Below are 25,647 nucleotides of genomic sequence, written 5' to 3' on the forward strand. Positions count from 1 at the left end.
TGTCGTTCAGCATAGCGATACGAGGCTGTGCTCGGCGTCGTCGCCGGGCGGGCCCGAGAGGCAACCCTAGCGAACGCGCGAGGGCCGCGGGCGCCTCACGCGAGGCCCGCGAGCGCGCGCAGCAGCGCGGCCGTCGCAGCGGCCGCGGCGACCGCGACGATGAAGGGCGCCCGCACCGCGAACAGCCCCGCCGCGACGGCCACAGCGGGGATGCGCGCGTCGAGCGCGATGCCGTCCGCGCCGCCGAGCGTCTGCACGGCGACGAGGCCGGCGAGCAGCGACACGGTGAGCAGCTCGAGCGTGCGCCGCGGCCGCGGGCTGTCGAACAGCCGCGGCGGCACCGCGTAGCCGAGCAGCTTGATCCCGAGCACGGCGATCGCGGCGAGCAGCACCAGGTGCCAGACCGTCATGCGTGGTCCCCCTGCCTGTGGTCGGGGCCGCCCGGGTCGGGCAGGGCCGACTCGTGGCGCGGGCCGAGCCAGTTCGTGAGGCCGACGACGACGCCCACGAGCGCGGCGACGATGACCGGCATGCCCGCCGGCAGCACGGGCAGCAGCGACGCGGCGACGACCGCGCTCGCCGCGGCGACCGCGACCGCCTGGCGCGCGCGCAGCCGCGGCCACAGCAGCCCGACGAACGCGGCGGCCGCCGCGGCGTCGAGCCCCCATTGCCGCGGGTCGCCCAGCAGGTCGCCGAGCAGCGCGCCCGCGAGCGTCGCGACGTTCCAGCCGAGGTAGATCCCGATGCCCGTCACCCAGAAGCCCGCGCGCTGCGCCCGCGGCTCGTCCTGCGCGAGCGCGACCGCGGTCGACTCGTCGATCGTCACGTGCGCGGCGAGCGGCAGGAGCGCCGGGGCCGGCGCCACCACGCGCCGCATGCTCATGCCGTACAGGGCGTTCCGCAGCCCCAGCATCGCCGCGCTCGCGACGCCGGCGATGCCGCCGCCCGAGGCGATCACGCCGATGAACGCGAACTGCGAGCCGCCGGAGAACATGAGCAGGCTGAGCGCCATCGTCTGCCAGAGGTCGAGTCCGGAGGCGATCGAGAGCGCGCCGAACGAGAGCCCGTAGGCGCTCGTCGCCACGACGACGCCGACGCCCTCCCGCGTGGCGCGGCGCACCGCATCCGTCGTCGCCGTCCTGTGCACCGATCCAGCCTAGGCTCGCGGCTAGCCTGGTCGGCATGCACCTGATCGTCGGCGAGGACGGCCTCGCGAGGCCGTCGTGGGCCGCGACCGACCCGCTGCTGCGCGACTACTACGACCGCGAGTGGGGCATGCCGGTGCGCGACGAGACGGGGCTGTTCGAGCGGCTCTCGCTCGAGGCGTTCCAGTCGGGGCTCTCGTGGACGACGATCCTGCGCAAGCGCCCCGCGTTCCGCACCGCCTTCGCGGGCTTCGAGCCGGATGCGGTGGCGGCCTTCGGCGAGGAGGACGTCGCACGGCTGCTCGGCGACTCGGGCATCGTGCGCAACCGCCGCAAGATCGAGGCCACGATCGGCAACGCGCGGGCGACGGTGGCGCTACGAGAGGACGGCGGGCTGCCCGCGCTCGTGTGGTCGTTCCAGCCCGGCGAGACGCCCGCCCCGCAGACGCTCGCCGACGTGCCGACGCAGTCGGACGAGTCGCGCGCGCTCTCGCGGGCGCTCAAGGCGCGCGGCTTCACCCATGTCGGCCCGACGACGATGCACGCGCTCATGGAGGCGGTCGGCATCGTCGACACCCACCTCGTGGGCTCCCACCGCCGCGGATCGAGCGGCGTGTGGGCCGCGGACGGGAGGCTCGCATGCGCCGGATCCTGATCGTGCAGTCGCGGCCCGAGGACGAGGTCGCGGCCGCCGAGCTCGAGGCGATGGTGCGCTTCGGCCGCCTCGACGAGTCGCGGGTGCAGCGGGTGCGGCTCGACCGGGAGCAGCCCGCGATCGACCTCGCCGACGTCGACGCGGTGCTCGTCGGCGGCGGGCCCGCGAACTTCAGCGACGACCACCGGCGGCCGCCCGAGCACGCGGCGACGGTGACGTGGCTGCGCGACCTCGCCGCGCGGGCGATCCGCGACGACCTCCCCTACCTCGGCGCGTGCCTCGGCCTCGGCGCGCTCGTGCACGCGCTCGGCGGCCGCATGGTGCGGGGCATCGCCGAGTCGGTGGCGCCGGTCGAGCTGAGCCTCGTGGGCGAGGACTGGCTGACCGACGGCCTGCCGCGCGCCTTCACCGCGTTCGGCGGCCACAAGGAGGGCATCGCCGAGGCGCCCGAGGGCGCGACGACGCTCGCCGTGTCGGCCGCGTGCGTGCACATGGTGCGCGTCGGGCAGCACGTCGTGGGCACGCAGTTCCACCCGGAGCTCGACGCGGACGGGCTCGAGCAGCGCATCCGCGTCTACCGCGACCACGGCTACTTCTCCCCCGCCGAGGTCGACGACCTCGTCGCCGCGGGCCGCGCCGCGCACGTCGAGCACCCGCAGGCGATCCTCGCCCGCTTCGCCGAGCGCTACGGGCTGCAGCGATGACGGCCGCGCAGCCGCGGGCGGTCGTCGCGTTCGACGCGTTCAAGGGCAGCCTGACCGCGCTCGAGGCGTGCGAGGCCGCCGCGCGCGGCATCCGCTCGGTCGTGCCGGGCGCCGAGGTGGTGCTCGTGCCGATGGCCGACGGCGGCGAGGGGAGCCTCGACGCGCTGCTCGCGCGCGGCGGCGACGAGGTCGTCACCGAGACGGTCGACGCGATCGGCCGGCCGGCGAGCGCGCGCTGGGCGCTCGACGGCCGCAGCGCCGTGATCGAGCTCGCGCAGGCGGCCGGCCTGCCGCAGGTCGAGGACGCCCCGCTGCAGCCGCTCGCCGCCTCCACTGCGGGCCTCGGCCGCGTCGTGCTCGACGCGCTCGACCGGGGCGCCTCGGAGCTCACCCTGCTCCTCGGCGGCTCGGCGACGAGCGACGGCGGCGCCGGCCTCCTCACCGCGCTCGGCGCCCGGCTGACGGATGCGTCGGGCCGGCCCGTGCAGCCGGGCGGCGGCGGGCTCGCGGCGCTCGAGCACCTCGACGTCTCGGGTGTCGACCCGCGGGCGCTCGCGGCCCGCTGGCGCTTCGTCACCGACGTCGACGCGCCCCTCACCGGACCTCGCGGCGCCGCCGCCGTCTTCGGGCCGCAGAAGGGCGCGGGCCCCGACGACGTGCGCGCGCTCGACGCCGCGCTCGAGCGCTTCGCGCGCATCGGCGCCGAGGCGCTCGGCGTCGACGCGGCATCCATCATCGACGTGCCGGGCTCCGGCGCGGCCGGCGGGGTCGCGAGCGTGCTGCGCGCGCTCACCGGCGGCGACGTCGTCGCGGGCGGCGCGTGGTTCGCCGAGCTCGCCGGGCTCGAGGCCGCGGTGGCCGACGCCGACCTCGTGCTGACGGGCGAGGGCCGCTTCGACGGCCAGTCGGCCGGCGGCAAGGTCGTCTCGGTCGTGCACGCGGCCGCCGAGCGGCACGGCGTGCCGCTGTGCGTGCTCGCGGGCTCGGTCGACGCGGACGCTGCCGCCGCGATGGGCGTGCCGGCGCTCTCGATCGCCGCCGGCCCCGCGACGCTCGACGCGCTGCAGCGCGACGCGGGCGACCTGCTCGCGGCGGCCGCGGCATCCGTCGCACGGCTCGCGCTCGGCGCCGCGCGCCTGGGCGTCACCGACGCGCGCTGACCGTCTCCTCGGCGCCCGCCGGCTCGGGGCGACCGCGGCGCTCTCGCTCGAGCCGCGCGGCGAGGAGCTCCCACAGCCCGAGCGCGACGCCGACGGCGACGAGCACGCCGCCGAGGGTGTCGGAGAGCCAGTGCGCACCGAGGTAGGTGCGGCTCAGCATCATGCCGATCGTCCAGGCGGCGCCCGCGGCCCACACCCACCAGCGCCGCAGCAGCAGCCCGAGCGCCGTCGCGACGAGCGCCGCGTTCGCCGCGTGCCCGGAGGGGAAGGACCCGTGGTCGACCGTCACGAGCACGTCGAGCGGCCGCGCGCGGTCGACCGCGTGCTTGAGGAGCTGCACGAGGAGCCCGGTGAGGATCGACGCCACGAGGAAGTAGCCCGCGGCCCACGGCCGGCGGCGCAGCAGGAGCAGCCCCGCGACGACGCCGGGCACGATGAGCGTGGCGACGACGCCGCCCCCGAGGGTGTCGAAGGCCAGCGATGCGGTGGTGAGCAGCGGCGAGCGCTGGGTCACCAGGCGGTCCATCCACTCGGCCTCGAAGCCGAAGGGCTTGCTGCTCTCGCGGTAGAGCAGCACCGCCGAGAGCGCGACGGCCAGCGCCAGCGCCGTCAGCGCCGCCCAGGCGCGGCGACGACGCGGCGATGCGACGAGCGCGTTCGTGAGCTGCTGCGGCACGGTGCTCCTCCGGTGTCTGCGATCACGGTAGCGGCGGACGCCCGACAGGCTCCCCGCCTGCCGGCGCGGCTACGCCGCAGGTGCCTCGCCCAGAGCCCCCGCGGCCCCCAGGAGCTCGAGCGCCCGCACCCGCTCGTCGGTCGCGCCGTGCACGGCCATGATCAGCTCGTCGGCGTCGGCCTCGACGGCGAAGCGCCGGAGCGTCGCGACCGCCTCGTCGCCGGTGCCGAGCGCCGTGTGCCGCACCATCGAGGCGATGTGCGCCGCCTGCGGGCTCGCGGCGAGCGCGTCGAGCTCGTCGTCGCCGACCTGCTGCGCCACCGGGCCGTCGCGCAGCAGCAGGCTGCGCACGCGGGAGCGCACGACGGTGCGCTGCATCTGCATCGCCTCGTCGCGCGTGGGAGCGACGACCGCGTTGATGCCCGCGATGACGAACGGCTCGGCGAGCTGCCTCGACGGCTCGAACCGCTCGCGGTAGACGGCGACCGCCTGCTGCAGCGCGTCGGGCGCGAAGTGCGAGGCGAAGGCGTACGGCAGGCCGAGGGCCGCCGCGAGCTGCGCGCCGAAGAGCGACGAGCCGAGGATCGTGAGCGGCACGTCGGTGCCGTGGCCGGGCACCGCGCGGATGCCGGGCACCGTCGGCTCGCCGCGCAGGTAGCCCTGCAGCTCGACGACGTCCTCGGGGAAGCGCTCGGAGGCGCGGATGTCGCGGCGCAGCGCCGCCCAGGTGCGCTGGTCGGTGCCGGGCGCGCGCCCCAGCCCCAGGTCGATGCGCCCGGGGTGCAGCTCGGCGAGGGTGCCGAACTGCTCGGCGATCACGAGCGGCGAGTGGTTCGGCAGCATGACGCCGCCCGCGCCCAGCCGGATCGTGCGCGTGTGCGCGGCGACGTGCGCGATGAGCACGCTCGTCGCGCTCGAGGCGATCGTCGCCATGTTGTGGTGCTCGGCGTACCAGACGCGACGGTAGCCGAGCCGCTCGGCGGCCTGCGCGAGGCGGACGGAGCCCGCGAGGCTCTCGCCGGCGGTCTCACCGGGGTGGATGGGGGCGAGGTCCAGCACAGACAGGCGCATCCGACCAGCCTAGGCCGGGCGGATGCGCCTGCGCGGGGGCTTCGCTGTCAGCGGATCAGATCGCCTCGAGCACGATGGCCGAGCCCTGGCCGCCGCCGCCGCAGATGCCGCTCGCGCCGATCGAGCCCGAGCCGAGCTGCTGCAGGCGGCGCGCGAGGTGCCCGACGATGCGGGTGCCGGAGGCGCCGATCGGGTGGCCGAGCGCGATCGCGCCGCCGTGGGCGTTCACGATCTCGGGGTCGACGCCGAGCTGGCGCGTGGAGGCGACGCCGACGGCCGCGAAGGCCTCGTTGATCTCGACCGCCTGCAGGTCGTCGGTCGACCTGCCGGCCCGCTCGAGCGCCTGCTCGATGGCGTCGGCCGGCTGCGAGTGCAGCGAGACGTCGGCGCCAGCGACGAAGCCGGTCGCGAGGATCCGCGCGAGGCCGGTGATGCCGTGGGCGGATGCGTAGGCGTCCGAGACGAGCACGACCGCGGCCGCGCCGTCGGTGATCTGCGACGCGTTGCCGGCGGTGATCGAGCCGTCGGGCGTGAACGCGGGACGCAGGGCCGCGAGCGACTCGACGGTGGTCTCGGCGCGCACGCCGTCGTCGACGGCGACCGTCACCGTCCTGCGGCCCGCCTTCGCCTCGAACGGCACGATCTCGTCGTCGAGGATGCCCTCGGCCTGGGCCCGGACGAGGCGCGCGTGGGATGCTGCGGCGAGCTCGTCCTGCTGCTCGCGGGTGATCTCGAATGACGCGTTGTAGCCGTCGGTCGACTCGCCCATCGCGACCCGGTCGAACGCATCCGTGAGCCCGTCGAACTGCATCGTGTCGATGAGGCTCGCGTTGCCGAACTTCGCGCCGGCGCGGATCGGCGCGGCGTGCGGGGCGAGCGACATCGACTCCTGGCCGACGGCGACCACGACGTCGGCCTCGCCGAGCTGGATCATGCGGTGGCCGGCGACGATCGCCTCGGTGCCCGAGAGGCAGACGGCGTTGACGCCGAGCGCGGGCACGGTCATGAGGATGCCGGCGCCGACGGCGGTCTGCCGCGGGGGGTTCTGCCCGACGGCGGCCTGCAGCACCTGGCCGACGACGACCGCGTCGACCTCTGCCGGCTCGACGCCGGCCTTCGCGAGCGCGTGCTTCGCCGCGTGCGCGCCGAGCTCGGTCGAGGGCGTCTGGGCCAGCTGCCCGAGGAACTTGGCGAACGGCGTGCGGGCGTAGCCGGCGATGATCGTCTCGGGCATGGGGCTGCTCCTTCGCAGGTCGGGATCGCTCCCAGGGTACTCCGGCGCCGGCGAGGCGCTTGCGGGCTGCATCGAGATGCATCAATATAGAGAGCGATCGATGCAGAGCGCGTCGACGGCAGCCCGCCTGGAGGATCCGCATGGTGCTCGCCCCGCCCGCCGCCGAGGCATGCGACCGCGTCGATGCGGCCTCCGCGATCGACGCTCCCACCGCGCAGGCGATGGCGCCCGCGCTCAAGGCGCTCGCCGACCCGCTGCGCCTGCGCATGCTGTCGATGCTCGCCGCCTCCCCCACGGGCGAGGCGTGCGCGTGCGACCTCGCCGAGCTCGCCGACGTCTCGCAGCCCACGGTCTCGCACCACCTGAAGGTGCTCCGCGACGCGGGCGTCGTCGCCTCCGAGCGGCGCGGCACGTGGGTGCACTACCGCGTCGAGCCCGGCATGCGCCCGGTCGTCGCGGCGCTCGTCGACGGCCTGCGGGCCGCGCGCGTCGACGCCGATCCCTCCTGGAGCCGCGGGCAGGGCGACCGCGAGCTCGTCGACGTCGACGCGAAGCTCTCGCACGTCGCCCGGCGCATCGCCGACGCCACCCCCGACCTCTCCGGCGACGCGGTGCTGCGCATCGTGCGCGAGTCGTACGCGAGCCTCGCGCGCTCCTCCCGCATCTCGTCGCACCTGCTCGTGCTCACCGAGCGCTTCGCCCGCCAGCGCATCGCCGACGTTCTGCGCGACCGCACGGCGGGCGTGCCGCACGTGCTGTTCGTGTGCGTGCAGAACGCGGGCCGCTCGCAGCTCGCGGCGGCACTCGTCGAGCAGCGCTCCGGCGGCGCCGTGGTCGCCCGCTCGGCCGGCTCGATGCCCGCCGCCGAGGTGCACCCCGAGGTGCGATCGCTCATCGACGAGCTCGGCGTCGACGGCGACCCGTTCCCGAAGCCCCTCACCGACGACGCCGTGCGCGCCGCCGACGTCGTCGTGACGATGGGCTGCGGCGACGTCTGCCCGATCATCCCCGGGGTGCGCTACGAGGACTGGCAGGTCGGCGACCCCGCCCTCGCCTCTCCCGACGGCGTGCGCGCGATCCGGGACGACATCGCGCGCCGCGTGGACCGCCTCCTCGCCGAGCTCTCCCCCGCCAGCTGACCGCATCCGACACCGACCCCACCTGGAGCGACCATGACCGAGACCCACGACTCCCCCAGCGCCCTGTTCGTCTGCGTGCACAACGCAGGCCGCTCGCAGATGGCCGCGGGCTTCCTGCGCGAGCTCTCCGGCGGCGCCGTCGAGGTGCGCTCGGCCGGCTCGATGCCGGCCGAGCAGATCAACCCCGTCGCCGTCGAGGCGATGCAGGAGGTCGGCATCGACATCACGGCCGAGCGGCCGAAGGTGCTGACCACCGAGGCGGTGCGCGACTCCGACGTCGTCATCACGATGGGCTGCGGCGACGCGTGCCCCGTCTTCCCCGGCAAGCGCTACGAGGACTGGGAGCTCGCCGACCCGGCTGGCCAGGGCATCGACGCCGTGCGCCCGATCCGCGACGACATCGAGCAGCGCATCCGCGGGCTGCTCGACTCGCTCGGCATCCAGCCCGTGCGCTGACGGCGGGTGTAGAACGGGTGGACCGAGGAGAGGAGACGCCATGAGCGATCACCAGCACCACGACGATCCCACCGTCGACCCGGAGGACCGCGACGTGCAGCCGCTCGACGAGCCGGACCAGCACAACCCCGAGACCGAGGAGGACACCGCCTCCGGCGGCGCCCCGCAGCCGCCCGCCTGAGGCGGGCACGACGACGGGGGCCGAGCGCGATGCTCGGCCCCCGTCGTCGTGCGTCAGCGGTCGGCGGACCGGCCGTCCACGCCCTCGTCGAGGCTCGGCGCCGGCGTGCCGGACGCAGCGCCGGCGATGTTCACCATCCACCCCACGCCCCAGCGATCGACCAGCATGCCGAAGGTGTCGCCCCACGGCGCCTCGACGAGCGGCTCGACGATCCTCGCGCCCTCGCTCAGCCCCTCCCAGTGGCGGGTGAGCGTGCCGGCGTCGTCGCCCGAGAGCGAGACCTGCTGGCCGCCCGTGGGCTGCTGCATCGAGGCGGGGGTGTCGCTCGCCATCAGCGTGTGGCCGTCGGCCGTCGTGAGCTGCGCGTGCATGACGAGGTCGGCGTCGCCCGCGTCGTCGGCCATGCCGGACTCGCCGAAGGTGCTGATGACGAGGTCGCCGCCGAAGACGCCGTGGTAGAAGTTCATCGCCTCGCGCGCCTCGCGCCCGAAGGCGAGGTAGGGGTTGAGCAGGGTTGCCATGCTGGCTCCTCACTGCGGCCGCACGGCCGCGATGCCGCCAGCATGGCGCAGGGCGAGCCGCGCGCGCCAGGCCTCAGTCGTCGGCGCTGCCCTGCGCGAGCCGCCACGCCTCGGCGATCGCCGCGTCGATGCCGCGCGGCGAGAGCGCGTCGCCGATCGCCGAGACCGGCACGCCGAGCTCGGCCTCGAGCAGCTCGGCGTCGAGCCCGTCGAGGCGCACGGCCTCGCGCGGCGTGAGCGCGACGATCGCCGTCGGCTCGGCCAGCGGTGCCTCGTGGCCGGTGAGCGCGTCGACCGCGACCCATCCGCCCTCGCCGCGGCGCGCCCGCGCGCCGGCGATCCGCCGGAACCGGCCCGCCGCGAGCGTGCGCAGCACGAGCTGCCGCTCGTAGCCGGTGCCGACGTGCGGCAGCAGCCGCTCGAACGGCGTCACGAGCTCGACCGACGCGCCTCCGGCGACGAGCGCGAGCAGCACGCCGGAGGCGTGCGCGGTGCCGTCGTCGTCGACCACGAGGACGCGCTCCCCGAGCGCCGCGGGATCATCCATCGCCCGCCACGCGTCGACCGTCGCGGGCCGCGCGCCCGCGAACGCCTCGTCGATCGCCGCGCCGCCGCCGGCCGGCGGCACCGCGCCCACGGCGAGCGCCACCCGGTCGGGCGCGGTCGCCCGGATCGCGGCGAGGGTGGCGGGCTCCCCCAGCCGCACCTCGACGCCCGCGGCGCGCACGTCGCGCTCGAGGTCGGTCGCGAGCAGCGAGACCGAGTCGCGGCCCGGCACGCGCGCGGCGCGCAGCAGCTGCCCGCCGAGGCGCGCCTCGCGCTCGAGCAGCGTGACCGCGTGGCCGAGGCGCGCGAGGTCGAGCGCGGCCCGCATGCCCGCAGGGCCGCCGCCGACGACCGTCCAGCGGGCGGGGCGCGCCGCGCGCTCCGGCGCCGCCTCGAGCTCGCGCCCGGCCTCGGGGTTGACGGTGCAGCTCACCGGCAGCCCCTGGCTGCCCCGGCCGAGGCAGCCCTGGTTCAGCCGGATGCAGTGGCGGATGCCGTCGGTCGCGCCGGTGAGGAGCCGCGCCGCGAGGTCGGGGTCGGCGAGCTGGCCGCGCGTGAGCGCCACCATGTCGGCGACGCCGCTCGCGAGCACCTCCTCCGCCTCCTCGACGCTGCGCGCGGCGCCGACGCCGAAGACCGGCACGTCGGGGTTCGCCGCCTTGAGCGCCGCCACGTCGTCGCGCAGCCAGTCGACCGGCATCGCCGACGACGGGAACACCCAGTGCACGTCGTGGTAGCCGCCCGCCGCCGTGTCGAGGAAGTCGATGCGCGCCTCGGAGCGGAGCGCCGCGACCGCCTCGCGCAGGTCGCCCGCGTCGAGCCCCTCGGGGTTGTGCTCGTGGAGCACGATGCGGATGCCGACGGTGAAGTCGTCGCCGACGCGCGCCCGCACCGCGCGCAGCACCTCGCGCGGGAACCGGGTGCGGCCCTCCAGGTCGCCGCCGTACGCATCCGTCCGCCGGTTGTACAGCGGGCTGAGGAACTGGTGCAGCAGGTAGCCGTGCGCCATGTGCAGCTCGACGCCGTCGAACCCGCCCAGGCGGCTGCGCTCGGCCGCATCGGCCCACGCCTCGACGAAGCCGGCGATGTCGCGCGCGCTCGCCTCGCGGGTGGCGACGCCCGTCGAGGGCGAGAGGATGCGGCTGGGCGCGTACACCGGCCGCGGGCCGTCGGGCCCCTCGGGCGCCGCTTGCGCCCCGTGGTGGTTGAGCTGCACGAGCATCCGCGCGCCCGCCTCGTGCACCCCATCGGTCATGCGGCGGTTGGCGTCGACGGCCTCGGGCCGCCAGGCGTCCTCGAAGCCGCGCGTCGACGCCGAGGGGTGCACGAGGTGGTTGCCGGCGACGAACAGGCCGCAGCCGCCGCGGGCGCGGCGCACGAAGTAGGCCGTCTCGCGATCCGACTCGACGCGGTCGGAGTACTGCTTCGAGTGGGCTGCCTGCATGATGCGGTTGGGCGCGTCGAAGGCGCCGATGCGGAGGGGCTGGGCGATGAGGCTCACCTGCCGATCCTCGCACCAACCGGACATCCGCGCTTCGCCCACCGGTCACCCTGTGGCACGCTGGTGCGCGTAGCATGAACGTGCACTTCCTGCATGATTGCGAGGTCCACCGTGGACGAGCAGCCGGCGCCGGGGCCGAGCGCCCTCGATGCCGCCGAGGCGCGCCGTCGCGCGGCGGTGCTCGCCGAGCGGCACCGACTGCGCCGCAGGCGCCGCTGGACCGTCGGCCTCGCAGCCCTCGGCGCATCCGCCCTCATCGTCTCCGGCTCGGTCGTCGCCTGGGGATCGCAGGCGCGCGCGGGCATCCTCGCCGGGCAGATCGCGTCGTGGCACGAGCAGCACGAGCAGGCCGCGTGCGAGCTCGAGGTGCGCATCGTCGCCGCGGTCGCCCTCGAGCGCCGCGCCGAGGACGTGCTGGCGGCCGCCGAGCACGTCGGCGGCGCCGAGGGCGTGCTCGGCGAGCGCGAGCGCAGCGCGTTCGGCGAGGAGCGCACGGCGCTGCTGCGCGCGATCGTCGACGACGGGTTCACGACCGCCGACGACCGCGCGCTCGCCGACCGCTGGCAGCAGCGGGCCGAGGCCGCCGGCGACCCCGCGGCCTTCGATCTGCTGGGCGCCTGCGTCGAGGCGGCCGCGGCCGAGCGGCCGCCGATCGCGGCGGTGACGGCCGAGAACGTCGACGACCTCGACCGCGAGCTGCGCTCGCTCGGCGACCCGCGCGACTTCGACGACGCGCGCATCGACCGGCTCGAGGCCGCGATCGCCCGGCTGGGCGCCGCCGCGGCGTCGGCGGCCGAGAGCCGCACCGACATCGACGCGCTGCGCTCGGCGCTCGCCCTCGCGCCGACGGGCGCGAAGACGGCCCTGGGCGACGCCGACCGGCACATCGCCTCGGTGCTCGCCGTCGTCCGCGGCGGGCACACGCCCGCCGACGTGCTCGACCTCGTCGAGGGGCTCGCGCTGCACGTCGCGGCGGCCTGGATGGCGGAGGCCTTCCAGCTCGAGGCCACGGGCAACCCCGAGGGCGCGGCGCTGCTCGCCACCGCGTCGCAGGAGGCGCGCGACGCGATCGACCGGGCCGCGCCGCGGCCGATCACCGACCCCGGCACCACGCGGCCGCAGCCCGCGCCCGTGCCGGTCGAGCCGCGGCCCGTGCCCGTGCAGCCCGCCCCGGGGCCCGCGCCGGCTCCCGCTCCGGCTCCGGCTCCGAGCCAGCCGGCACCCGTGGAGCCCGCCCCCGTCGAGCCGCCGCTCGAGCCCGCCCTGCCCGATCCGGTGCCGCCGCCGCTCCCCGACCCGGAGCCGGCTCCCACCCCGCCGCCGCCCGCACCGGAGCCGGAGCCCACGACCCCCGCCGAGCCGAGCCCGGAGGGCTGACGGCGCGCCGCATCCTCCGCGAACCGCATCACCTCCCGTTTCGGGCATCATGGTGGCCATGACGACGAGCAATGACGCTCGCCTCCGACTCGACTCGCTCGCGGTGCACGCCGGCCGCGACGAGCTCCGATCGCTGGGCGTGCACGCAGCACCGATCGACCTCTCCTCCACGAACCCGCTCGCGGGCGTCGACTCCGGCGGCGACGCCTACGAGCGGCTCGCGACCGGCGGCGACGTGGGCGACGGCTCCGCCGTCTACCAGCGGCTCTGGAACCCGACGGTCGCGCGCTTCGAGCAGGCGCTCGCCGCGCTCGAGGGCGCGGAGGCCGCGGTCGCGTTCGCGTCGGGGATGGCCACGACGACGGCGGTGCTGACCGCCGCGCGCCAGCGGCGCGGTGCGCACGTGGTGGCGCTGCGGCCGCTCTACGGCGGCACCGACCACCTGCTCGCGACCGGCCTGCTCGGCACCGAGACGACGTTCGTCGACTCGGTCGAGGCGGTCGAGCGGGCGGTGCGCCCCGACACGGGGCTCGTCATCGCCGAGACGCCGGCCAACCCGACGCTCGAGCTCGTCGACCTCGACGCGCTCGTCGCCGCGGCGGGCGAGGCGCCCGTGCTCGTCGACAACACCTTCGCGACGCCGGTGCTGCAGCGGCCGCTCGACCACGGCGCGGCGCTCTCGATGCACTCGGCGACGAAGTACATCGGCGGCCACGGCGACGTGCTGGGCGGCGTCGTCGCCTGCGACGAGGCGTGGGCGCGGGCGCTCCGCCCGGTGCGCGCCATCACCGGCGCCATCGCGCATCCGCTCAGCGCCTACCTCATGCACCGCGGCCTGCAGACGCTCCCGCTGCGCGTGCGCGCGCAGCAGGCGGGCGCGGTGCGCGTCGCCGAGGCGCTGCTCGACCTGCCGGGCGTGCGCGCGGTGCGCTTCCCGGGGCTCGACGGATGCGACCCGCGGGGCCTCGTGGGACCTGGCCGGCAGATGGCGGGGCCCGGGTCGATGCTCGCGATCGACGTCGGCTCCTTCGCCGCGGCCGCCGCCGTGGCCGAGGGGGTGCGCCTGTTCACGCACGCGGTCTCGCTCGGCTCGGTCGACTCGCTCATCCAGCACCCGGCCTCGCTCACGCACCGGCCGGTCGCGCCGGAGGCGAAGCCCGACGCCGGGGTGCTGCGCCTGTCGATCGGCCTCGAGCACCCGGACGACCTCATCGCCGATCTGGCGCAGGCGCTCGAGGCGACCGCGGTCACGGCGCGGACGGCAGCCGCAGCGATGCGGTGATGCCGCCGGCGGCGTTGCGCCGGAGCGCGGCGGAGCCGCCGTTCCGGCGCGCGAGCTCGGCCACGATCGAGAGCCCGAGGCCGGTGCCGGGGATGTTGTCGCGCTCGGCGCCGGGGGCGCGGTAGAAGCGGTCGAAGGCGTGGACCAGCTCCTCGTCGCTCATGCCCGGTCCCGTGTCGGCGACTTCCACGACGACCTCCCCCGCCGCCGCGTCGCGGTCGGCCGACAGCCGGATGCCGCCGCCCTCCGGGGTGAACTTGATCGCGTTCGCGAGCAGGTTCGAGACCGCCCGCTCGACGTCGCTGCGGGAGGCGAGCACCACGTGCGCGCCCGCGTCGACCTCGACGGCCAGCCCCTTGCGCTCGCTGACGAGTCGCTGGCCCCCTGCGACCTCCTCGAGCACCGCCGCGCAGTCGACCCGCTCGGGCGTCTGGGGACGCGGCGGCGCGGTCGCGCCGCCGCTCAGCGTCAGCAGGTCCTCGACGAGCTCGGACAGCCGCTGGGCGTTGCGCTCGATGACGGCCAGCCAGCTGCGCTCGGTCTCGGCCACCGCATCCGACTCCGCCACGAGCTCGGCGAAGCCGACGATGCTGGTGATGGGGGTGCGCAGCTCGTGGCTCGTCGTCGCGAGGAAGTCGTCGCGCTGGCGCTCGAGCTCGGCGCGGATCGTGCGCGCGGCGGCCGCCTCGACGTCGGCGTCGGCGCGCGCCTGCTGCGCCTGCAGGATCGCCGTCACGTCGAGCAGCTGCACGGCGAAGAGCTCCTCATCGCCGTGGATGCGGTTGGCGGCGACCGTGATGGTGCGTCCGCCGGCGTCGACGACCGTGGCCTGCTCGCCGGTGGACAGCGCCCGGGCCGCGGCGGCGCGGGTGGGCCCGTCCCAGCGATCGCCGTCGAGCTCGGGCGCGAGCAGCTCGCGGGCCACGCGGTTCGCCCACGTGAGGCGTGCGAGCGCGGCGTCGCGGTGCACGATCGTGAGGCCGACGCGCGCGTCGATGACGCTGCCGGTGAGCAGCCGCGTCGAGGCCTCGAGCTGCCGGCCCGTCGCCCGCAGCTCGTACTGCGCCGCCGTGAGCACGACGGCGAGGCCCGTGAAGGTCACGAGGAAGACCTCGAGCAGCGCGGCGCCGGTGATGGCGTCGGTGGTCGGCGCGCCGAGCACGCCGCCGCCGGCGAGCGTGAGCGCGAGCATCGCGAGGCCCGCGAGCAGCGTCTCGAGCAGCACGATGCGGATCGGGAAGCGGAACGCGGCCCAGGCCAGCAGCGGGTAGGGGGCGAAGGTCAGGGGCAGCGCCGTGTCGGGATGGAAGACGACCCCGATGACGACCGCGAGCGCGAGCGCCTGCACCGCCATCTCGGCGCGCGTCGCCCGCACCGGCAGGCGCCTGGGCAGCAGCGCGAAGGGCGCGATCATGCCGACGGCAGCGGCGTGCGAGGCGGCGATGAAGCCCGCGACGGGCCAGGGGGCGCCGCCGCTCAGCAGCGCGATCGCTGCCGCGCCGAGGACGCCTGCGACGACGCCGCCCGCCACCGCCGCGGCGGCGAAGCGCACGCCTGCCCCGATCGTCGACAGCCGGAAGTCGCGGCGACCCCAGCCGAGCAGCGCCGGCGGGCGGCCCGCGGCGAGGTTGGCCGCCATCGTCGCCGCCAGGACGAGCAGCACGGCCGCGGGCATGCGCGACGCCGGCTGCAGGAGGGCGAAGAGCACCGAGAGGCCGGCCGCGGGCCACCACACCGCGACCGTCGTGCCCTGCGGCGCGAAGAGCACGCCCGCGAGCGCCGCGGCGAAGACGACCGCGGCGGCGATCGGCCACGTCCACCACGGCGGCACCCGCCGCGGTGCGCGCTCGGGCTCCGCGGAGGGCGGCACGTCCACGACGGCGCTGCTCACAGGGAGACCGTACTCCGGCGGCCCCCGTAGGGTGGAGGGATGACTGCCTCCTCCCTCCGCGTGTTCGGCGCCGACTGGTGCCGCGACTGCCGACGCACCAAGCAGCAGCTCGACGGCCTCGGCGTCGACTACGACTACGTCGACCTCGAGCGCGACGAGACCGCCGCCGCCGAGGCGCAGCGCATCTCCGGTCGCATGAACATCCCCGTCGTCGTCTTCCCCGACGGCTCGCACCAGGTCGAGCCGTCGAACGACGAGGTCGAGGCGAAGCTGCGCGAGCTGTCGCTCGTCTGAAGCCGCGGCGCCGGCCGCGTCAGCGGTCGGCGGGCTCCAGCACGACCACCGGCGTGCGCCGGGCGCGCAGGCGCGCGTACTCGGCCATCGAGGGGCCCTCGCTGTACGCGTCGAAGCCCGACCAGAGGCGCTCGCGCTCCACGCCGTGCGCCTCCCGCGCGCGCACGCGCCGCGTGCCGCCCGGCAGGTCGACGGATGCGTCGGGGTGCGCCTGCAGGTTCAGCCACCAGGCGGGGTGGGCCTCCGCCCAGCCGTTCATCGCCATCGTGACGAGGTCCGGCCCGTCCTCGTAGTACGCGACGATCGCCACACGGGGCTCGCCCGTGCGGCGTCCGACGGTGTGGAGCCGCAGCATGCCGTACTTCCCCGGCCGCGGCCGCGAGAGGCCGAGGCGCCCGCCGGAGATCCGGTAGAGGGCGCGGTGCACGACCCACGCCGTGCGGATGAACCAGCGGGGCGGCACGGCGGGCAGCGGCCCGGCGGGCGGCGGCGCGGGCGGCAGCGGCGCTGCGGGATCGCTCATGGCTGCGAGCGTAGGCGCGGCGCGGCGCCGGGCACAGGGGGCCATCCCCCGGCCCCGGCGTAGGGTTGGGCCACGCACGATGGAGGATCCGCCATGCAGCCACGCCACGGCCGAGCGCGGCTCGCCCGCGCGATGGCCGCCACCGCGGCGGCAGCGCTGCTCGCGGGCTGCGGCCCCGCCGCGACCGAGCCCTCGCCGGCCGCGACCGCGACGAGGCCGCCTGCCGGGCCGACCGCATCCGGCCCCGCTCCGAGCGCGGCGAGCGTCGACCCGGGCACGCTCGACCAGCCGGCGGTGCACGCGACGGGGCTGCGCGCGCCCTGGTCGATCGCCTTCGTCGATGCGACGACCGCGCTCGTGAGCGAGCGCGACTCGGCGACCGTCGTCGAGGTGTCGGCCGACGGCAGCCTCGAGCCGCTCGCGCAGGTCGCCGGGACGATGGCGGGCGGCGAGGGCGGGCTGCTCGGGCTCGCCGTGCACGACGGCTACCTCTATGCGTGCACGACGACCGCCGACGACAACCGGGTGCTGCGCGCGCCGCTCTCGGGCGAGCCGGGCGCCCTGCGGCTCGGGCAGCCCGAGGTCGTGCTCGAGGGGCTGCCGCGCGCCGCGAACCACAACGGCGGCCGCATCGCCTTCGGCCCCGACGGGATGCTCTACGTGACCGCGGGCGACGCCTCGCGGCCCGACGCCGCGCAGGACCCGTCGAGCCTCGCCGGCAAGATCCTGCGCGTGGAGCCCGACGGCGCGATCCCCGCCGACAACCCGTTCCCCGGCTCCCCCGTCTACAGCCTCGGCCACCGCAACCCGCAGGGCCTCGCCTGGGACGACGCGGGCGCGATGTACGCCACCGAGTTCGGGCAGAGCACGTGGGACGAGCTCAACCGCATCGAGGCGGGCGCGAACTACGGCTGGCCGGTCGTGGAGGGCGCCGCAGGCGACGCGCGCTTCGTCGATCCGCTGCAGCAGTGGCACCCGAGCGAGGCGAGCCCGAGCGGCATGGCCCACGCCGACGGGTCGCTGTGGATCGCCAACCTGCGCGGCCAGTCGCTGCGGCAGGTCGACCTCGACGATCCGAGCCGGTCGACCGTGCACTGGCTCGCCGAGCACGGGCGAATGCGCGACGTCGTGCTCGCACCGGACGGCGCGCTCTGGGCGCTCACGAGCAACACCGACGGGCGGGGCGCGCCCGCGGAGAGCGACGACCGCATCCTCGTCTTCGTGCCCTAGCGCTCGTCACGGGCGGGCCCGGACACGACCGATGGGGCCCTGCTGCAGGGCCCCATCGGAGTCGGGGTCGAGCGGGAGCGTCAGCTCACGTACCCGTCCATGCAGTAGATGACGTGGCTCAGGTCCTTGTCGGAGCTGTGCCAGTAGGTCCCCGGCGCCGGCCAGGGAATCACGTCGTTCGCGCCGGCGCCGGAGCCGGCCTTCAGCACCAGCAGCGTGTACTGCTGGCCGGCGGGGGGCTCGGGCAGCGTGAAGCTGCCGACGCCGTCGTCGAACTCCATCTTCTCGCAGTCGCCGTAGCCGAGGTTCTCCCAGTACGACTCGTGGTTCATCTCGGCGTGCGGAGGCGGCGCGGCCTGCGCGGGGGCGGCGAGGCCGACGACGGCGAGACCGGCGACCCCGAGGGCCGCGAGTGTCTTCTTCATGGTGTGACTCCTCTTGCGGTGTGATCGTGAGCGGCAGACGCGCACCGCACGTCGGGAGGAGCCCGCGCGGTCGACCCCTTCGTCGGCACCGCTCGGGCGTTATCGTAACAGTGTTACCGCGCGGGATCCTCAGGATTCCATGCAGATCGTCGGCGGCCGCGCACGGCACGTCGACGTGCGACGAGTACAGCGCCGCCTGGTCGCTCGAGGTCGGCGAGGGGTGGATCACGCGCCGCCTCGACGTCGCAGTGCGTGCGCAGGGGTGGTCGCGCGACCTGAGCCTGCGGCGCGACGACGCCGCCCGCTGGAGCGCTGAGGCGCGCGCAGCCGGGACGGTGGCGCTGCCGGCGCCCGGCCTCTCCGCCGACGTCGACCTCGACGCCGCCGTCGACTGCGACCTCGGGCTGTGCCCGGTCACGAACACGATGCCGATCCGGCGCCTCGGCCTGCTCGGCCCTCCGGTCGCCGAGGCGGAGCTCGTCATGGCGTGGGTCGAGGTGCCGAGCCTGCGCGTGCTGCGCAGCGGGCAGCGCTACGGCTCGCACGACGCCGGCCGGGTGCGGTACGCGAGCGGTGACCGCGGCTTCCAGGCCGAGCTGGTGGTGGACGAGGACGGCCTGGTGGTCGACTACCCGGGGCTCGCGCGGCGGGTGGACGAGGAAGCGGCCCCCGGCCGGTGAAGACACCGGCGCGGAGACCGCTTCGTGGTCGGGCTGACAGGATTTGAACCTGCGACCCCTTGACCCCCAGGCGTCCAGACGGCGTCGTCGAGGCCGAAATCCGCGTGATTCCGGGCCTCAGGTCATGCAGCGCACGTCACGAGATGCATGGTTTGCATGATTCTGGTCCCCTTCTGGTCCCCCTCCGCCACCGCCTCCCGCGTCTCCCAATGAGCGGTGCTTCAAGTGCCCGAGCACCCAGATTGATCCGCGCACGAGATTCCGAGGCGGGCCGAGGTTGACCGGGTCGAGGGCGCTCAGCAGCACCTCCGAACCCACTTGCGGCGTGCTGTGACCCGAATCCAACCGCCGCAGATGTCTGGGCGCTCTTGCGATTCCTCGATAGCACCACAATGCCCGGACCTCACGTTGCGATCGAAGTCTCGATCAAGCCCTGCCTATGTGGGGAGGCGGCAACGGCTCCTCGCCGCGGGTAGCCAGCCACATTGTGTGCTCCCGACTGATTGCTTCCTCAGCATCCGCCACCGCCTGCGGCCAGTCCTTAGCGCTCACGCCGCGGAGAACATCTGCTTGAACGGCCAGTTCACCTGCCGCCACCCTGTACGCGGAGGTCAGTTGGGAGTGTTGCTTGATCGCCAGCCAGGCGGCTCCTCCTGCAACGAACGCAGCGACGATGCCGGCGAAGTCGAACGGCTCGTCGCGACCTAGGGAAAGAGCGGCAGCTACGATTGCCAGCAACTCACCAAGAAGAAGCGCATAGCGCCACGCCGTAGCACGGACCTCGTTCTTCCGGGCGTTAGACGAGTACCAGGCGCGCTGTTCTTCTGTCCTTTGTTCGAGATAAGCGTCTCTGCGTTCGGAGAATGAAGATCGACGGAGATCGAGCATGCTCTCTGTGAGCACCGCATCGCCAGGACCAACGTTGATTCGGTCCTTGCCACGTTGCAAGACTTCGCTGACTCGGGTTCGAAGCAGTGCCTCAGCTTCTTGTTCAGTGAGAGTCGGACCGAAAGGCTCTCCCTGGACGGCGAAACGCCATGCGAGTGTCTTGGTTGACTCGGCGACCGCGCGTCCGGCGTACCAGTCGCGTTCGGGCTGAAATCGGATCAAAGCTAACTCGGCTAGTGCGGCTACTACGAACGCGAGAAGCACTACAAGGCCAGAGATGTCGAAACTTCCGATGGCGATGCCCAGCGCCGCGGCGAGCGTTGCGATTAGAAGCGCAACTAGTCGGGAGGCGCTTAGCCGGACGTACGCTGTTTGTCCGCGCCCTGACGCTTCGCTTGCCGCATCGTGGATAACGGGCAACGTGATGCTCCCTGGCCCGCGGGAGTTGTTGTGACTGCTCATCGCGTGCATGTACTCATCGTGTTGGTGGGCATCGACCTACCGCGGCTCGTCGCTGCGATTGCTCGCTCGATGGCATCGTCAAACTGATTGACATCTGCTGGAGTGTTCCAGTCGAGAATTTCAGCGCCGTACTCTGTCAACCCTTCGGGGACTGGGGCGTCGGGATCGATACGAATGCCAATGATGCCCTTTCCCTGTTCCTTACTCCACTGGATCTCTTTCTCGACCCACTCACTTTGGGAGGTCTCCTTCCCGATGAGAACGATTGTGGCCGATGACCCTTTGATCCGCTCCTTGATCTTTCGGCTGATGTAATCCGCGTCCTGGCTCTTCACGGGGTCGAGCAGGTGCCGTCCCGTGAAGTCAACGTTGACGTGCTTGTTGTACGTCATCAGGTTCAAGCCACGGGCTTTCATCTGATCGGCATGCTGGTAACTGATAAAGACTCGACGGGTCATGCGCCCTCCTCGGCGGGAGCGAGCGTTGCCATCTGCTTGCACAACGGACACTTCTTCAGCAGTGCGCCGCTCTTGATGACATATCCGCACTCTCGGCATCGCCACTTGCGGTTCCTGGAACTGTTGGGCACCTTCGAGAGCTCAGCGTCTGTCTGGTAGTACTCGGGGGCGTCTGCCCAGCTAAATCCGGCCTCTCGCCCCCACGACGGATACGCGTAGCCTGATCGAGCACGCGCGAACGCTTCGATTCGCTCGACTTCCCCCAAGTATTCGGCTGTGCGGTCAGGGCGCTCGTCGCATATCCGGCGAAGAGTCGCCACAGTCTCAACATCGATCGGTTTCATCGTGCGGAACTGCGTAGAACAGATCGCTGCTAACGGCTCTGCCAGATCGCTCGCGAGGATGGGGTCTATGAAGTGCATCTTGTCGGCAGCGAGGGCGTAGTCGCGGTTGACCGCACCCTGGGTGCCTTCCGTGTACCAGCCAACGTGGTAATACCCGGAGATCACTCTCCCCTGGTGCGGCTTGCGTGTCGTGAGGAAGAAGATGGTGGCCGCGCCATCGAGAACGATCCGATTTCGCATGGACGGCTCACAGGTGGAGAACAGGCCGTATGTTCCGGTCTCGATGTTTGGGTCGCTCTTGTTATCCGCACGTCGGGTGATCTCGCGAACTGGCCATCGGGCGAGGGGCTCAGAGAAGTAGACAGACAGGTAGCCGCGGCCAGCATCGGGGAGCTCGCGCCACGGGTCGCCAAGGCGACGCGCCGCTGCGCCTCCCTCGTGATCCCGGTTCTGTCGCATAGCTTGATGCTAGGGGTGACCTCTGACACATCCCGGGAGCCACGCTGGGCTGAGCGAAGGAGCTGGTGATGGCCAAGACTGATCTCACCATCCGTCGCGGTGCGGTCATCGTGTTCGAGGGCCTCGATCAGACTGGTAAGTCGACTCAGTTGAACCGCCTCCGTGGCTCGCTCGACGCGGAGTCCACGGTGTTCGCTCACATGCCAAGCGGCTTCACTACGTTCACCGAGCGTGTGTACAGAGCGCTGGAGGGCGAGACCGCTGACGAGAAGCCCAGGTCAGGCCTCGCCCAGCAGCTAGCGCATCTCGCGTGCCATGCGGAGTCGGTGCCTGATCTCAAGCGAGCTGCGGAGACGCGATCTTTGATTCTGGATCGTTGGTGGTGGTCCACCCTCGCTTACGGCTGGTACGGCGGATCAGTGAAGCAGTCAGGACTCCCTGAGTCGAGCTTCAAGGAACTCATCGACACGATCTGGTCGCCAATCATGCCGTCTATTGTGTTCGTTTTCCTCGAACCCCACCACCTCGACCCGAACAACGCTCCGGGCGTACAGGATGGCTATCGAGCACTCTTGGACGAGTATGCCGAGTCCGCGGTTGTCGTCCCGGTAGCGAGCGAAGAAGAGACACACTCGTTTGTGACTGAGACGCTTCTGAATCGCGGACTTGCTGCCCGAGTTGAGAATCGATGAGGCGCGGTGGCCGTCTATCGAGATGTGGAGCAGGCGTTCTTAGCCGAGTTGCATGCCGTTGCTGACTCTGGAGAACTTGTTGAGGTCCGCGGAGAGCGGACCCGCGAGCTGCGGGCGCGACTCATCGAGGTGTCTGACATTCGGTCTCGCCACGTTGTGCTCCCCCACCGAAACAACAACGTTTTTGCCTCGATAGCGGAGAGCATGTGGGTGTTGGCGGGCCGAAACGACTTGAGCTTTCTCAGCGCCTATTTGGAGCGCGCGGTCGACTTCTCGGATGATGGCCTGACATGGCGTGCTGGGTACGGCCTCCGGCTCCGAAGCTGGAACGGCGTGGATCAACTCGCGGAGATTGTGAAGATTCTCCGGAGAGACCCGCTCTCGCGGCGTGCCGTCGCGAGCATCTACGATCCCGATCGCGACTTCGTGGAGAGTCGAGATATCCCATGCAACAACTGGCTTCACTTCCTCATGAGGGATGGGCATCTCGACCTCCACGTGGCTGCCCGCAGCACTGACATATGGTGGGGATTTTCAGGCATCAACGCTTTCGAGTGGACACTACTGCTTGAAGTGATGTCGCGGTGGCTCCGATGTATGCCTGGGCGACTGGTCTTCTTTAGCTCTTCCCTGCATCTCTACGAGCGCCACTTCGACCGGGCTTCACGACTTCTAGCCAGTCAGCCGAGCCCGGCGGCGTCCGACGCGACAGGGCAGCCGCAATTCGACACAGATTGGGAGGACGCCCCCGCGGCGTGGGCCGAGTGGATGCGTCTGGAGGCCGGCATCCGCTCTGGCCAAGACCTCGCGGCGCTCGACTGCAACCTCACCGACCCGCTCCTGCTCGCATACATTCGAATGATCGATCTATATTGGTCCGCGCAAAGTGGAGCCGAACCCAGCGTCCTAGACGACAAGCTAGTTGAACTTGGAGACAGCCGGCTTGCCGCCGCCGCGCGCGAGTATCTCGAACGAACTCAACGGTTGCAGCATTGAGCCCGACGCGCTAGGTAGCTGATGCGAGCGCGTTCGAACGGCCGGCGACCCGCTGGTTGATGCCCCACTTTGGGGGGAAAAACGGCCTTACTGGCGGGCCTTGCGGTGCGAACTGCTGTTTGATCCTGTTGCGACTGCCGACTCCACGCACATTGGGGTGCATTACTCGCGCGTACTTGTCGGTTTCGCAAAACAGGTTCTGGCAGTCAATGAGCGTCAAAGCTCTACCGAATAGATCGTCAAAAACGATGCCTTGATCTTCGAACTGCGCCTGTTGCGTGTCGACCATCCATCGGATGATGTCTTCGGGAGGTACACCATTGAGCTGCGGGAAGCACTTCGCGATACCACTGCGCGCGCCCGGTCCAGGCACGACAAAGTCGTTCTCATCGAAGTCGATCACCGAGGTGTAGTTGAGGTCGATCGCCAGTTGATAAGAGAGGAAAGGACCGAGTGAAGGAAACGTCGAAATCGTCTCAAAGACCTGGCTAAGGGACCTAGCGTGCTCGATCTGCGTGGCAACCCCGGAACGGATCATGTGCTCGGTCAGCAGCAGATGGTTGCGATGCTTCCGAACCGCGCCGAACGGCGGGGGCGGAACGATATACGCCGCAGAGTAAACTCTCTCGCCGGTAGCAATTCTTGCGTCGAGAACCTTGCTGTAGGCATCGACATCGAATGTGGATGTTGTGATCTGACCGAATCTTGATTCCAACGCTTCCCATGTCGATGGCTTGTTGAAGAACCGAAACAGTAGAACGCGTAAGACGAGGTTTTCGGGGTCCTGGGGTCCCTCGTAGGCGATACGTATTAGATCTTGTGATACGCGGTCGGCGGCGCGGTAGGCGTTAGTGAAGCGATACTTGGACAGGACTACGTCATCGGTCCATGGGCCAGGTTCGCCGCGTAGCCTCGCGTGATACACGTGCTGCCGTTCGGCCGCGAAGTGCCAGTAGGACGAAAGCACCTCTGAAACGCCGACGTTGTGCCGACCAACTCTCACGCGCCGCATCATGCCTCCTGTCGGTGCTTACCTCCGGCTCCCACGTGTGTCTAGGTTGTCACGAGGGGGCCGGCAATGGCCGGAGACGCGCCACCGTCGCTTGTGGTTCAGGCGTGCGTTCTCCGCGCGCGAGCGGTTCGACCGGCCATGAGTAGAAGGCTGACTGGTCCGATCCAGAGGAACTTGAAGGCGTTCCAGACGAACAGCAGGACTAGCAGGTAGAGCCACCCGGCGCCGCCGTCGTTGATGATCGTGGTGCAGATCGCGGCGGCGTAGAGGTAGGGCACGGCGAGGAGCATCGCGGGGATGCCCCATTTGAGGCCGCGTCTGGTGCGGATGGCGTTGATGAGCAGGTTGGTGGGTGCGTAGCGGAGTACGCCGTAGCCTCGTGCGCTGAGCGCAACGGATGTGCGGAGCATCGCGGGTCTCTCTTCCTCGTCATAGCGCGACGGTGTTCCGTCGTGGAGGCGGCTATGAACCGAGTGCCCTCAGAGGGGCTGTCCCGAAGGACCCGCGTAGTTGGCGAACCTGCCTCGTCATCCAGCGTACGACGGGCGTGCGACAGAGGGAACCCTGTCGGTGGGCGGGCGTGTACCTCGTCGGTGACCTTCGGAGTGAGAGGACACCGATCATGGCGGCGCTGGCGGAGCAGGTACAGGGTGAGCGGATAGCGCGGGTCGCGCTGTCGATGATCGCCGAACCCAACGACCCGACCACCGGCCGGGTTCTCGCCCATCACAACGGGATCGAGACGCTACGGCTGATCGACTCCGACGACGTGCCCGGCCTGCCGCGCGCCGACGTGCTGATGTGGCGCGCGCGGCTGGCGGCGCGGATCACGCCCGACCTGCCCGATCAGATCGCTCAGGCCGAACGGCTCGGGTTCGGCACACTCATCCCGGCCGACAAGGACTGGCCCGCCGGATTGAACGACCTGGGTGAGCGTGCCCCCTATCTGCTGTGGACGCGTGGGGCGGCTTCGTTCCTGACGACGGCGCTGAGCGATCGCGTCACAATCACCGGCTCCCGAGCCGCCACCTCCTACGGCGAGCACATCACCGGCGAGCTGGCGACAGGTATGGCTGATGAGGAACGCATCGTTGTCGCCGGAGGCGCGTACGGGATCGAAGGAGCCGCACACCGCGCTGTCCTCGCGGCCGGCGGGCAGACGATCGCGGTTCTGGCCGGCGGTGTCGACCGGCCCTACCCTGCCGGACACGGCGACCTACTACGCCGAGTTGGTGAGGTCGGCTTGCTGGTGAGCGAGGTGCCGCCAGGGGCCGCGCCGACCCGGCACAGGTTCATCGCCCGGAACCGGCTGATGGCGGCGCTGTCGGGCGCCACCGTGATTCCCGAGGCCAGTGCCCGGTCAGCGGCGATGACCACCGTCCTCGCGGCACGAGACCTCGACCGAGGTGTTGGGGCTGTGCCCGGTCCGGTGACGAGCGCCGCCAGTAGCGGGACGAACGAGCTGATCCGACAGGGCCAGGCGACGCTCGTCACTCAGTCCAGCGACGTGATCGCGTTGCTTGACGCCGATGCTCCCGGACACCCAGTCTCGCGCTCGGAGGTCGGACGGGATTTCGGTCAGCGGCGGCCGTCACCGGGAACGCCGGGACGCTCGATCTGACCGCCTGGTCCTCAGCCTCACCGC

At 72.4% G+C, this 25,647-nt stretch carries 29 protein-coding genes; 14 read left to right on the forward strand and 15 right to left on the reverse strand.

The genetic code is table 11. The annotated features are described in order from the left end of the window. Positions 1–95: 95 nt before the first annotated feature. Both FQ330_RS11235 and FQ330_RS11240 read right to left on the reverse strand, forming a co-directional pair. Entirely contained in the window at positions 96–410 is a 315-nt protein-coding gene (locus tag FQ330_RS11235; protein WP_146357594.1) for an AzlD domain-containing protein, read from the reverse strand. Further along, the gene (locus FQ330_RS11240) at positions 407–1,147 is read right to left on the reverse strand and encodes an AzlC family ABC transporter permease (RefSeq protein ID WP_128188540.1); all 741 of its coding nucleotides are present in this window, start codon (positions 1,145–1,147) and stop codon (positions 407–409) included. The genes FQ330_RS11235 and FQ330_RS11240 overlap by 4 nt, the downstream gene beginning before the upstream one ends. Positions 1,148–1,182: 35 nt before the next feature. Between FQ330_RS11240 and FQ330_RS11245 the strand changes: the two genes are divergently transcribed. The 3 genes from FQ330_RS11245 to FQ330_RS11255 are packed head-to-tail and all read left to right on the forward strand — an operon-like array spanning position 1,183 to position 3,664. After that, positions 1,183–1,800 carry a DNA-3-methyladenine glycosylase I gene (locus FQ330_RS11245; protein WP_146357596.1) on the forward strand — a complete coding sequence of 206 codons (618 nt, stop codon included), beginning with the start codon at positions 1,183–1,185 and terminating at the stop codon, positions 1,798–1,800. Beyond that, positions 1,785–2,504, forward strand: a complete 720-nt coding sequence (locus tag FQ330_RS11250; protein ID WP_146357598.1) for a glutamine amidotransferase-related protein — start codon at positions 1,785–1,787, stop codon at positions 2,502–2,504. Before FQ330_RS11245 ends, FQ330_RS11250 begins: the two co-directional genes overlap by 16 nt. Next, positions 2,501–3,664 carry a glycerate kinase gene (locus FQ330_RS11255; RefSeq protein WP_146357600.1) on the forward strand — a complete coding sequence of 388 codons (1,164 nt, stop codon included), beginning with the start codon at positions 2,501–2,503 and terminating at the stop codon, positions 3,662–3,664. Before FQ330_RS11250 ends, FQ330_RS11255 begins: the two co-directional genes overlap by 4 nt. Here the strand turns inward: FQ330_RS11255 and FQ330_RS11260 are convergent. The 3 genes from FQ330_RS11260 to FQ330_RS11270 all read right to left on the reverse strand — a co-directional run bounded on the left by FQ330_RS11260 (position 3,648) and on the right by FQ330_RS11270 (position 6,645). Next, positions 3,648–4,340, reverse strand: coding sequence for a phosphatase PAP2 family protein (locus FQ330_RS11260; RefSeq protein ID WP_146357602.1), 693 nt, complete (start codon positions 4,338–4,340; stop codon positions 3,648–3,650). The genes FQ330_RS11255 and FQ330_RS11260 overlap by 17 nt on opposite strands. 69 nt (positions 4,341–4,409) lie before the next feature. After that, positions 4,410–5,411: an LLM class flavin-dependent oxidoreductase gene (locus FQ330_RS11265; RefSeq protein WP_146357604.1), complete on the reverse strand. Its 1,002-nt coding sequence runs from the start codon at positions 5,409–5,411 to the stop codon at positions 4,410–4,412. Positions 5,412–5,466: 55 nt separating this feature from the next. Beyond that, positions 5,467–6,645 (reverse strand): acetyl-CoA C-acyltransferase, encoded by a 1,179-nt coding sequence (locus tag FQ330_RS11270; RefSeq protein WP_146357606.1) that lies wholly within the window; start codon positions 6,643–6,645, stop codon positions 5,467–5,469. A 140-nt stretch (positions 6,646–6,785) separates the two neighbouring features. Between FQ330_RS11270 and FQ330_RS11275 the strand changes: the two genes are divergently transcribed. From FQ330_RS11275 to FQ330_RS13365, 3 genes are read left to right on the forward strand one after another with little or no spacing between them, the layout of a single operon-like run. Next, entirely contained in the window at positions 6,786–7,784 is a 999-nt protein-coding gene (locus FQ330_RS11275) for a metalloregulator ArsR/SmtB family transcription factor (RefSeq protein WP_146357608.1), read from the forward strand. Between the two features lie 33 nt (positions 7,785–7,817). Continuing rightward, positions 7,818–8,240, forward strand: coding sequence for an arsenate reductase ArsC (locus FQ330_RS11280; protein ID WP_146357610.1), 423 nt, complete (start codon positions 7,818–7,820; stop codon positions 8,238–8,240). A 40-nt stretch (positions 8,241–8,280) separates the two neighbouring features. Continuing rightward, positions 8,281–8,421 carry a hypothetical protein gene (locus tag FQ330_RS13365; RefSeq protein WP_164877037.1) on the forward strand — a complete coding sequence of 47 codons (141 nt, stop codon included), beginning with the start codon at positions 8,281–8,283 and terminating at the stop codon, positions 8,419–8,421. Between the two features lie 53 nt (positions 8,422–8,474). On the opposite strand, the gene FQ330_RS11285 is transcribed toward FQ330_RS13365, so the two are convergent. Both FQ330_RS11285 and FQ330_RS11290 read right to left on the reverse strand, forming a co-directional pair. Continuing rightward, entirely contained in the window at positions 8,475–8,942 is a 468-nt protein-coding gene (locus FQ330_RS11285; RefSeq protein WP_146357612.1) for a VOC family protein, read from the reverse strand. Positions 8,943–9,015: 73 nt separating this feature from the next. Next, complete coding sequence (locus FQ330_RS11290) at positions 9,016–10,989, reverse strand: oxidoreductase (protein WP_225792831.1); 1,974 nt, start codon at positions 10,987–10,989, stop codon at positions 9,016–9,018. A 93-nt stretch (positions 10,990–11,082) separates the two neighbouring features. Between FQ330_RS11290 and FQ330_RS11295 the strand changes: the two genes are divergently transcribed. Then, the gene (locus FQ330_RS11295) at positions 11,083–12,366 is read left to right on the forward strand and encodes a hypothetical protein (protein ID WP_146357616.1); all 1,284 of its coding nucleotides are present in this window, start codon (positions 11,083–11,085) and stop codon (positions 12,364–12,366) included. Positions 12,367–12,424: 58 nt separating this feature from the next. Beyond that, positions 12,425–13,648: a trans-sulfuration enzyme family protein gene (locus FQ330_RS11300; RefSeq protein WP_192575931.1), complete on the forward strand. Its 1,224-nt coding sequence runs from the start codon at positions 12,425–12,427 to the stop codon at positions 13,646–13,648. Here FQ330_RS11300 and FQ330_RS11305 read toward each other — a convergent pair. Continuing rightward, a complete protein-coding gene (locus tag FQ330_RS11305; RefSeq protein ID WP_146357619.1) occupies positions 13,614–15,539 on the reverse strand; it encodes a sensor histidine kinase in 1,926 nt (641 codons plus the stop codon). The genes FQ330_RS11300 and FQ330_RS11305 overlap by 35 nt on opposite strands. Before the next feature lie 39 nt (positions 15,540–15,578). Here FQ330_RS11305 and FQ330_RS11310 point away from each other — a divergent pair, with 39 nt between their 5' ends. Further along, positions 15,579–15,833 (forward strand): glutaredoxin domain-containing protein, encoded by a 255-nt coding sequence (locus FQ330_RS11310; protein ID WP_146357621.1) that lies wholly within the window; start codon positions 15,579–15,581, stop codon positions 15,831–15,833. A gap of 19 nt (positions 15,834–15,852) precedes the next feature. Here FQ330_RS11310 and FQ330_RS11315 read toward each other — a convergent pair whose 3' ends face one another. Next, positions 15,853–16,356 carry a nitroreductase/quinone reductase family protein gene (locus tag FQ330_RS11315; protein WP_146357623.1) on the reverse strand — a complete coding sequence of 168 codons (504 nt, stop codon included), beginning with the start codon at positions 16,354–16,356 and terminating at the stop codon, positions 15,853–15,855. Between the two features lie 93 nt (positions 16,357–16,449). On the opposite strand from FQ330_RS11315, the gene FQ330_RS11320 reads away from it, so the two are divergent. Beyond that, a complete protein-coding gene (locus FQ330_RS11320) occupies positions 16,450–17,586 on the forward strand; it encodes a PQQ-dependent sugar dehydrogenase (protein WP_192575932.1) in 1,137 nt (378 codons plus the stop codon). An 80-nt stretch (positions 17,587–17,666) separates the two neighbouring features. On the opposite strand, the gene FQ330_RS11325 is transcribed toward FQ330_RS11320, so the two are convergent. Beyond that, positions 17,667–18,011, reverse strand: coding sequence for a hypothetical protein (locus FQ330_RS11325; RefSeq protein ID WP_146357625.1), 345 nt, complete (start codon positions 18,009–18,011; stop codon positions 17,667–17,669). Positions 18,012–18,121: 110 nt separating this feature from the next. Here FQ330_RS11325 and FQ330_RS11330 point away from each other — a divergent pair, with 110 nt between their 5' ends. Then, complete coding sequence (locus FQ330_RS11330; RefSeq protein WP_225792832.1) at positions 18,122–18,691, forward strand: putative glycolipid-binding domain-containing protein; 570 nt, start codon at positions 18,122–18,124, stop codon at positions 18,689–18,691. A 426-nt stretch (positions 18,692–19,117) separates the two neighbouring features. Here FQ330_RS11330 and FQ330_RS11335 read toward each other — a convergent pair whose 3' ends face one another. Genes FQ330_RS11335 through FQ330_RS11345 form a run of 3 tightly spaced genes read right to left on the reverse strand, consistent with a single transcriptional unit; the run spans position 19,118 to position 21,302 of the window. Further along, positions 19,118–20,050, reverse strand: coding sequence for a DUF4231 domain-containing protein (locus FQ330_RS11335; RefSeq protein ID WP_146357627.1), 933 nt, complete (start codon positions 20,048–20,050; stop codon positions 19,118–19,120). Beyond that, complete coding sequence (locus FQ330_RS11340) at positions 20,038–20,499, reverse strand: TIR domain-containing protein (RefSeq protein WP_192575933.1); 462 nt, start codon at positions 20,497–20,499, stop codon at positions 20,038–20,040. Before FQ330_RS11340 ends, FQ330_RS11335 begins: the two co-directional genes overlap by 13 nt. Further along, the gene (locus FQ330_RS11345) at positions 20,496–21,302 is read right to left on the reverse strand and encodes a rubredoxin-like domain-containing protein (RefSeq protein WP_146357631.1); all 807 of its coding nucleotides are present in this window, start codon (positions 21,300–21,302) and stop codon (positions 20,496–20,498) included. The genes FQ330_RS11340 and FQ330_RS11345 overlap by 4 nt, the downstream gene beginning before the upstream one ends. Before the next feature lie 68 nt (positions 21,303–21,370). Here FQ330_RS11345 and FQ330_RS11350 point away from each other — a divergent pair, with 68 nt between their 5' ends. Then, entirely contained in the window at positions 21,371–21,994 is a 624-nt protein-coding gene (locus FQ330_RS11350; protein WP_146357633.1) for a dTMP kinase, read from the forward strand. Between the two features lie 6 nt (positions 21,995–22,000). Beyond that, a complete protein-coding gene (locus FQ330_RS11355; protein ID WP_146357635.1) occupies positions 22,001–22,990 on the forward strand; it encodes a thymidylate synthase in 990 nt (329 codons plus the stop codon). Positions 22,991–23,000: 10 nt separating this feature from the next. Here the strand turns inward: FQ330_RS11355 and FQ330_RS13370 are convergent, their stop codons facing one another. Together FQ330_RS13370 and FQ330_RS11365 are read right to left on the reverse strand one after the other, a co-directional pair. After that, positions 23,001–24,005 (reverse strand): nucleotide kinase domain-containing protein, encoded by a 1,005-nt coding sequence (locus FQ330_RS13370; protein WP_225792833.1) that lies wholly within the window; start codon positions 24,003–24,005, stop codon positions 23,001–23,003. A gap of 95 nt (positions 24,006–24,100) precedes the next feature. Continuing rightward, the gene (locus FQ330_RS11365; protein WP_146357637.1) at positions 24,101–24,412 is read right to left on the reverse strand and encodes a sulfate permease; all 312 of its coding nucleotides are present in this window, start codon (positions 24,410–24,412) and stop codon (positions 24,101–24,103) included. 212 nt (positions 24,413–24,624) lie between these two features. On the opposite strand from FQ330_RS11365, the gene FQ330_RS11370 reads away from it, so the two are divergent. After that, complete coding sequence (locus FQ330_RS11370; RefSeq protein WP_146357639.1) at positions 24,625–25,623, forward strand: DNA-processing protein DprA; 999 nt, start codon at positions 24,625–24,627, stop codon at positions 25,621–25,623. Positions 25,624–25,647 lie beyond the last annotated feature (24 nt).

The organism is Agrococcus sediminis, assembly GCF_007923295.1.
Classification (GTDB): Bacteria; Actinomycetota; Actinomycetes; order Actinomycetales; family Microbacteriaceae; genus Agrococcus; species Agrococcus sediminis.

What these genes read in the sequence shown, in the direction of transcription:
- FQ330_RS11235 (WP_146357594.1), bottom strand. Translation starts at nt 410, where the DNA reads ATGACGGTCTGGCACCTGGTGCTGCTCGCCGCGATCGCCGTGCTCGGG.
- FQ330_RS11245 (WP_146357596.1), top strand. Translation starts at nt 1,183, where the DNA reads ATGCACCTGATCGTCGGCGAGGACGGCCTCGCGAGGCCGTCGTGGGCC.
- FQ330_RS11250 (WP_146357598.1), top strand. Translation starts at nt 1,785, where the DNA reads ATGCGCCGGATCCTGATCGTGCAGTCGCGGCCCGAGGACGAGGTCGCG.
- FQ330_RS11255 (WP_146357600.1), top strand. Translation starts at nt 2,501, where the DNA reads ATGACGGCCGCGCAGCCGCGGGCGGTCGTCGCGTTCGACGCGTTCAAG.
- FQ330_RS11265 (WP_146357604.1), bottom strand. Translation starts at nt 5,411, where the DNA reads ATGCGCCTGTCTGTGCTGGACCTCGCCCCCATCCACCCCGGTGAGACC.
- FQ330_RS11270 (WP_146357606.1), bottom strand. Translation starts at nt 6,645, where the DNA reads ATGCCCGAGACGATCATCGCCGGCTACGCCCGCACGCCGTTCGCCAAG.
- FQ330_RS11275 (WP_146357608.1), top strand. Translation starts at nt 6,786, where the DNA reads ATGGTGCTCGCCCCGCCCGCCGCCGAGGCATGCGACCGCGTCGATGCG.
- FQ330_RS11280 (WP_146357610.1), top strand. Translation starts at nt 7,818, where the DNA reads ATGACCGAGACCCACGACTCCCCCAGCGCCCTGTTCGTCTGCGTGCAC.
- FQ330_RS13365 (WP_164877037.1), top strand. Translation starts at nt 8,281, where the DNA reads ATGAGCGATCACCAGCACCACGACGATCCCACCGTCGACCCGGAGGAC.
- FQ330_RS11285 (WP_146357612.1), bottom strand. Translation starts at nt 8,942, where the DNA reads ATGGCAACCCTGCTCAACCCCTACCTCGCCTTCGGGCGCGAGGCGCGC.
- FQ330_RS11295 (WP_146357616.1), top strand. Translation starts at nt 11,083, where the DNA reads ATGATTGCGAGGTCCACCGTGGACGAGCAGCCGGCGCCGGGGCCGAGC.
- FQ330_RS11300 (WP_192575931.1), top strand. Translation starts at nt 12,425, where the DNA reads ATGACGACGAGCAATGACGCTCGCCTCCGACTCGACTCGCTCGCGGTG.
- FQ330_RS11310 (WP_146357621.1), top strand. Translation starts at nt 15,579, where the DNA reads ATGACTGCCTCCTCCCTCCGCGTGTTCGGCGCCGACTGGTGCCGCGAC.
- FQ330_RS11315 (WP_146357623.1), bottom strand. Translation starts at nt 16,356, where the DNA reads ATGAGCGATCCCGCAGCGCCGCTGCCGCCCGCGCCGCCGCCCGCCGGG.
- FQ330_RS11320 (WP_192575932.1), top strand. Translation starts at nt 16,450, where the DNA reads ATGCAGCCACGCCACGGCCGAGCGCGGCTCGCCCGCGCGATGGCCGCC.
- FQ330_RS11325 (WP_146357625.1), bottom strand. Translation starts at nt 18,011, where the DNA reads ATGAAGAAGACACTCGCGGCCCTCGGGGTCGCCGGTCTCGCCGTCGTC.
- FQ330_RS11335 (WP_146357627.1), bottom strand. Translation starts at nt 20,050, where the DNA reads ATGCACGCGATGAGCAGTCACAACAACTCCCGCGGGCCAGGGAGCATC.
- FQ330_RS11340 (WP_192575933.1), bottom strand. Translation starts at nt 20,499, where the DNA reads ATGACCCGTCGAGTCTTTATCAGTTACCAGCATGCCGATCAGATGAAA.
- FQ330_RS11345 (WP_146357631.1), bottom strand. Translation starts at nt 21,302, where the DNA reads ATGCGACAGAACCGGGATCACGAGGGAGGCGCAGCGGCGCGTCGCCTT.
- FQ330_RS11350 (WP_146357633.1), top strand. Translation starts at nt 21,371, where the DNA reads ATGGCCAAGACTGATCTCACCATCCGTCGCGGTGCGGTCATCGTGTTC.
- FQ330_RS13370 (WP_225792833.1), bottom strand. Translation starts at nt 24,005, where the DNA reads ATGATGCGGCGCGTGAGAGTTGGTCGGCACAACGTCGGCGTTTCAGAG.
- FQ330_RS11365 (WP_146357637.1), bottom strand. Translation starts at nt 24,412, where the DNA reads ATGCTCCGCACATCCGTTGCGCTCAGCGCACGAGGCTACGGCGTACTC.
- FQ330_RS11370 (WP_146357639.1), top strand. Translation starts at nt 24,625, where the DNA reads ATGGCGGCGCTGGCGGAGCAGGTACAGGGTGAGCGGATAGCGCGGGTC.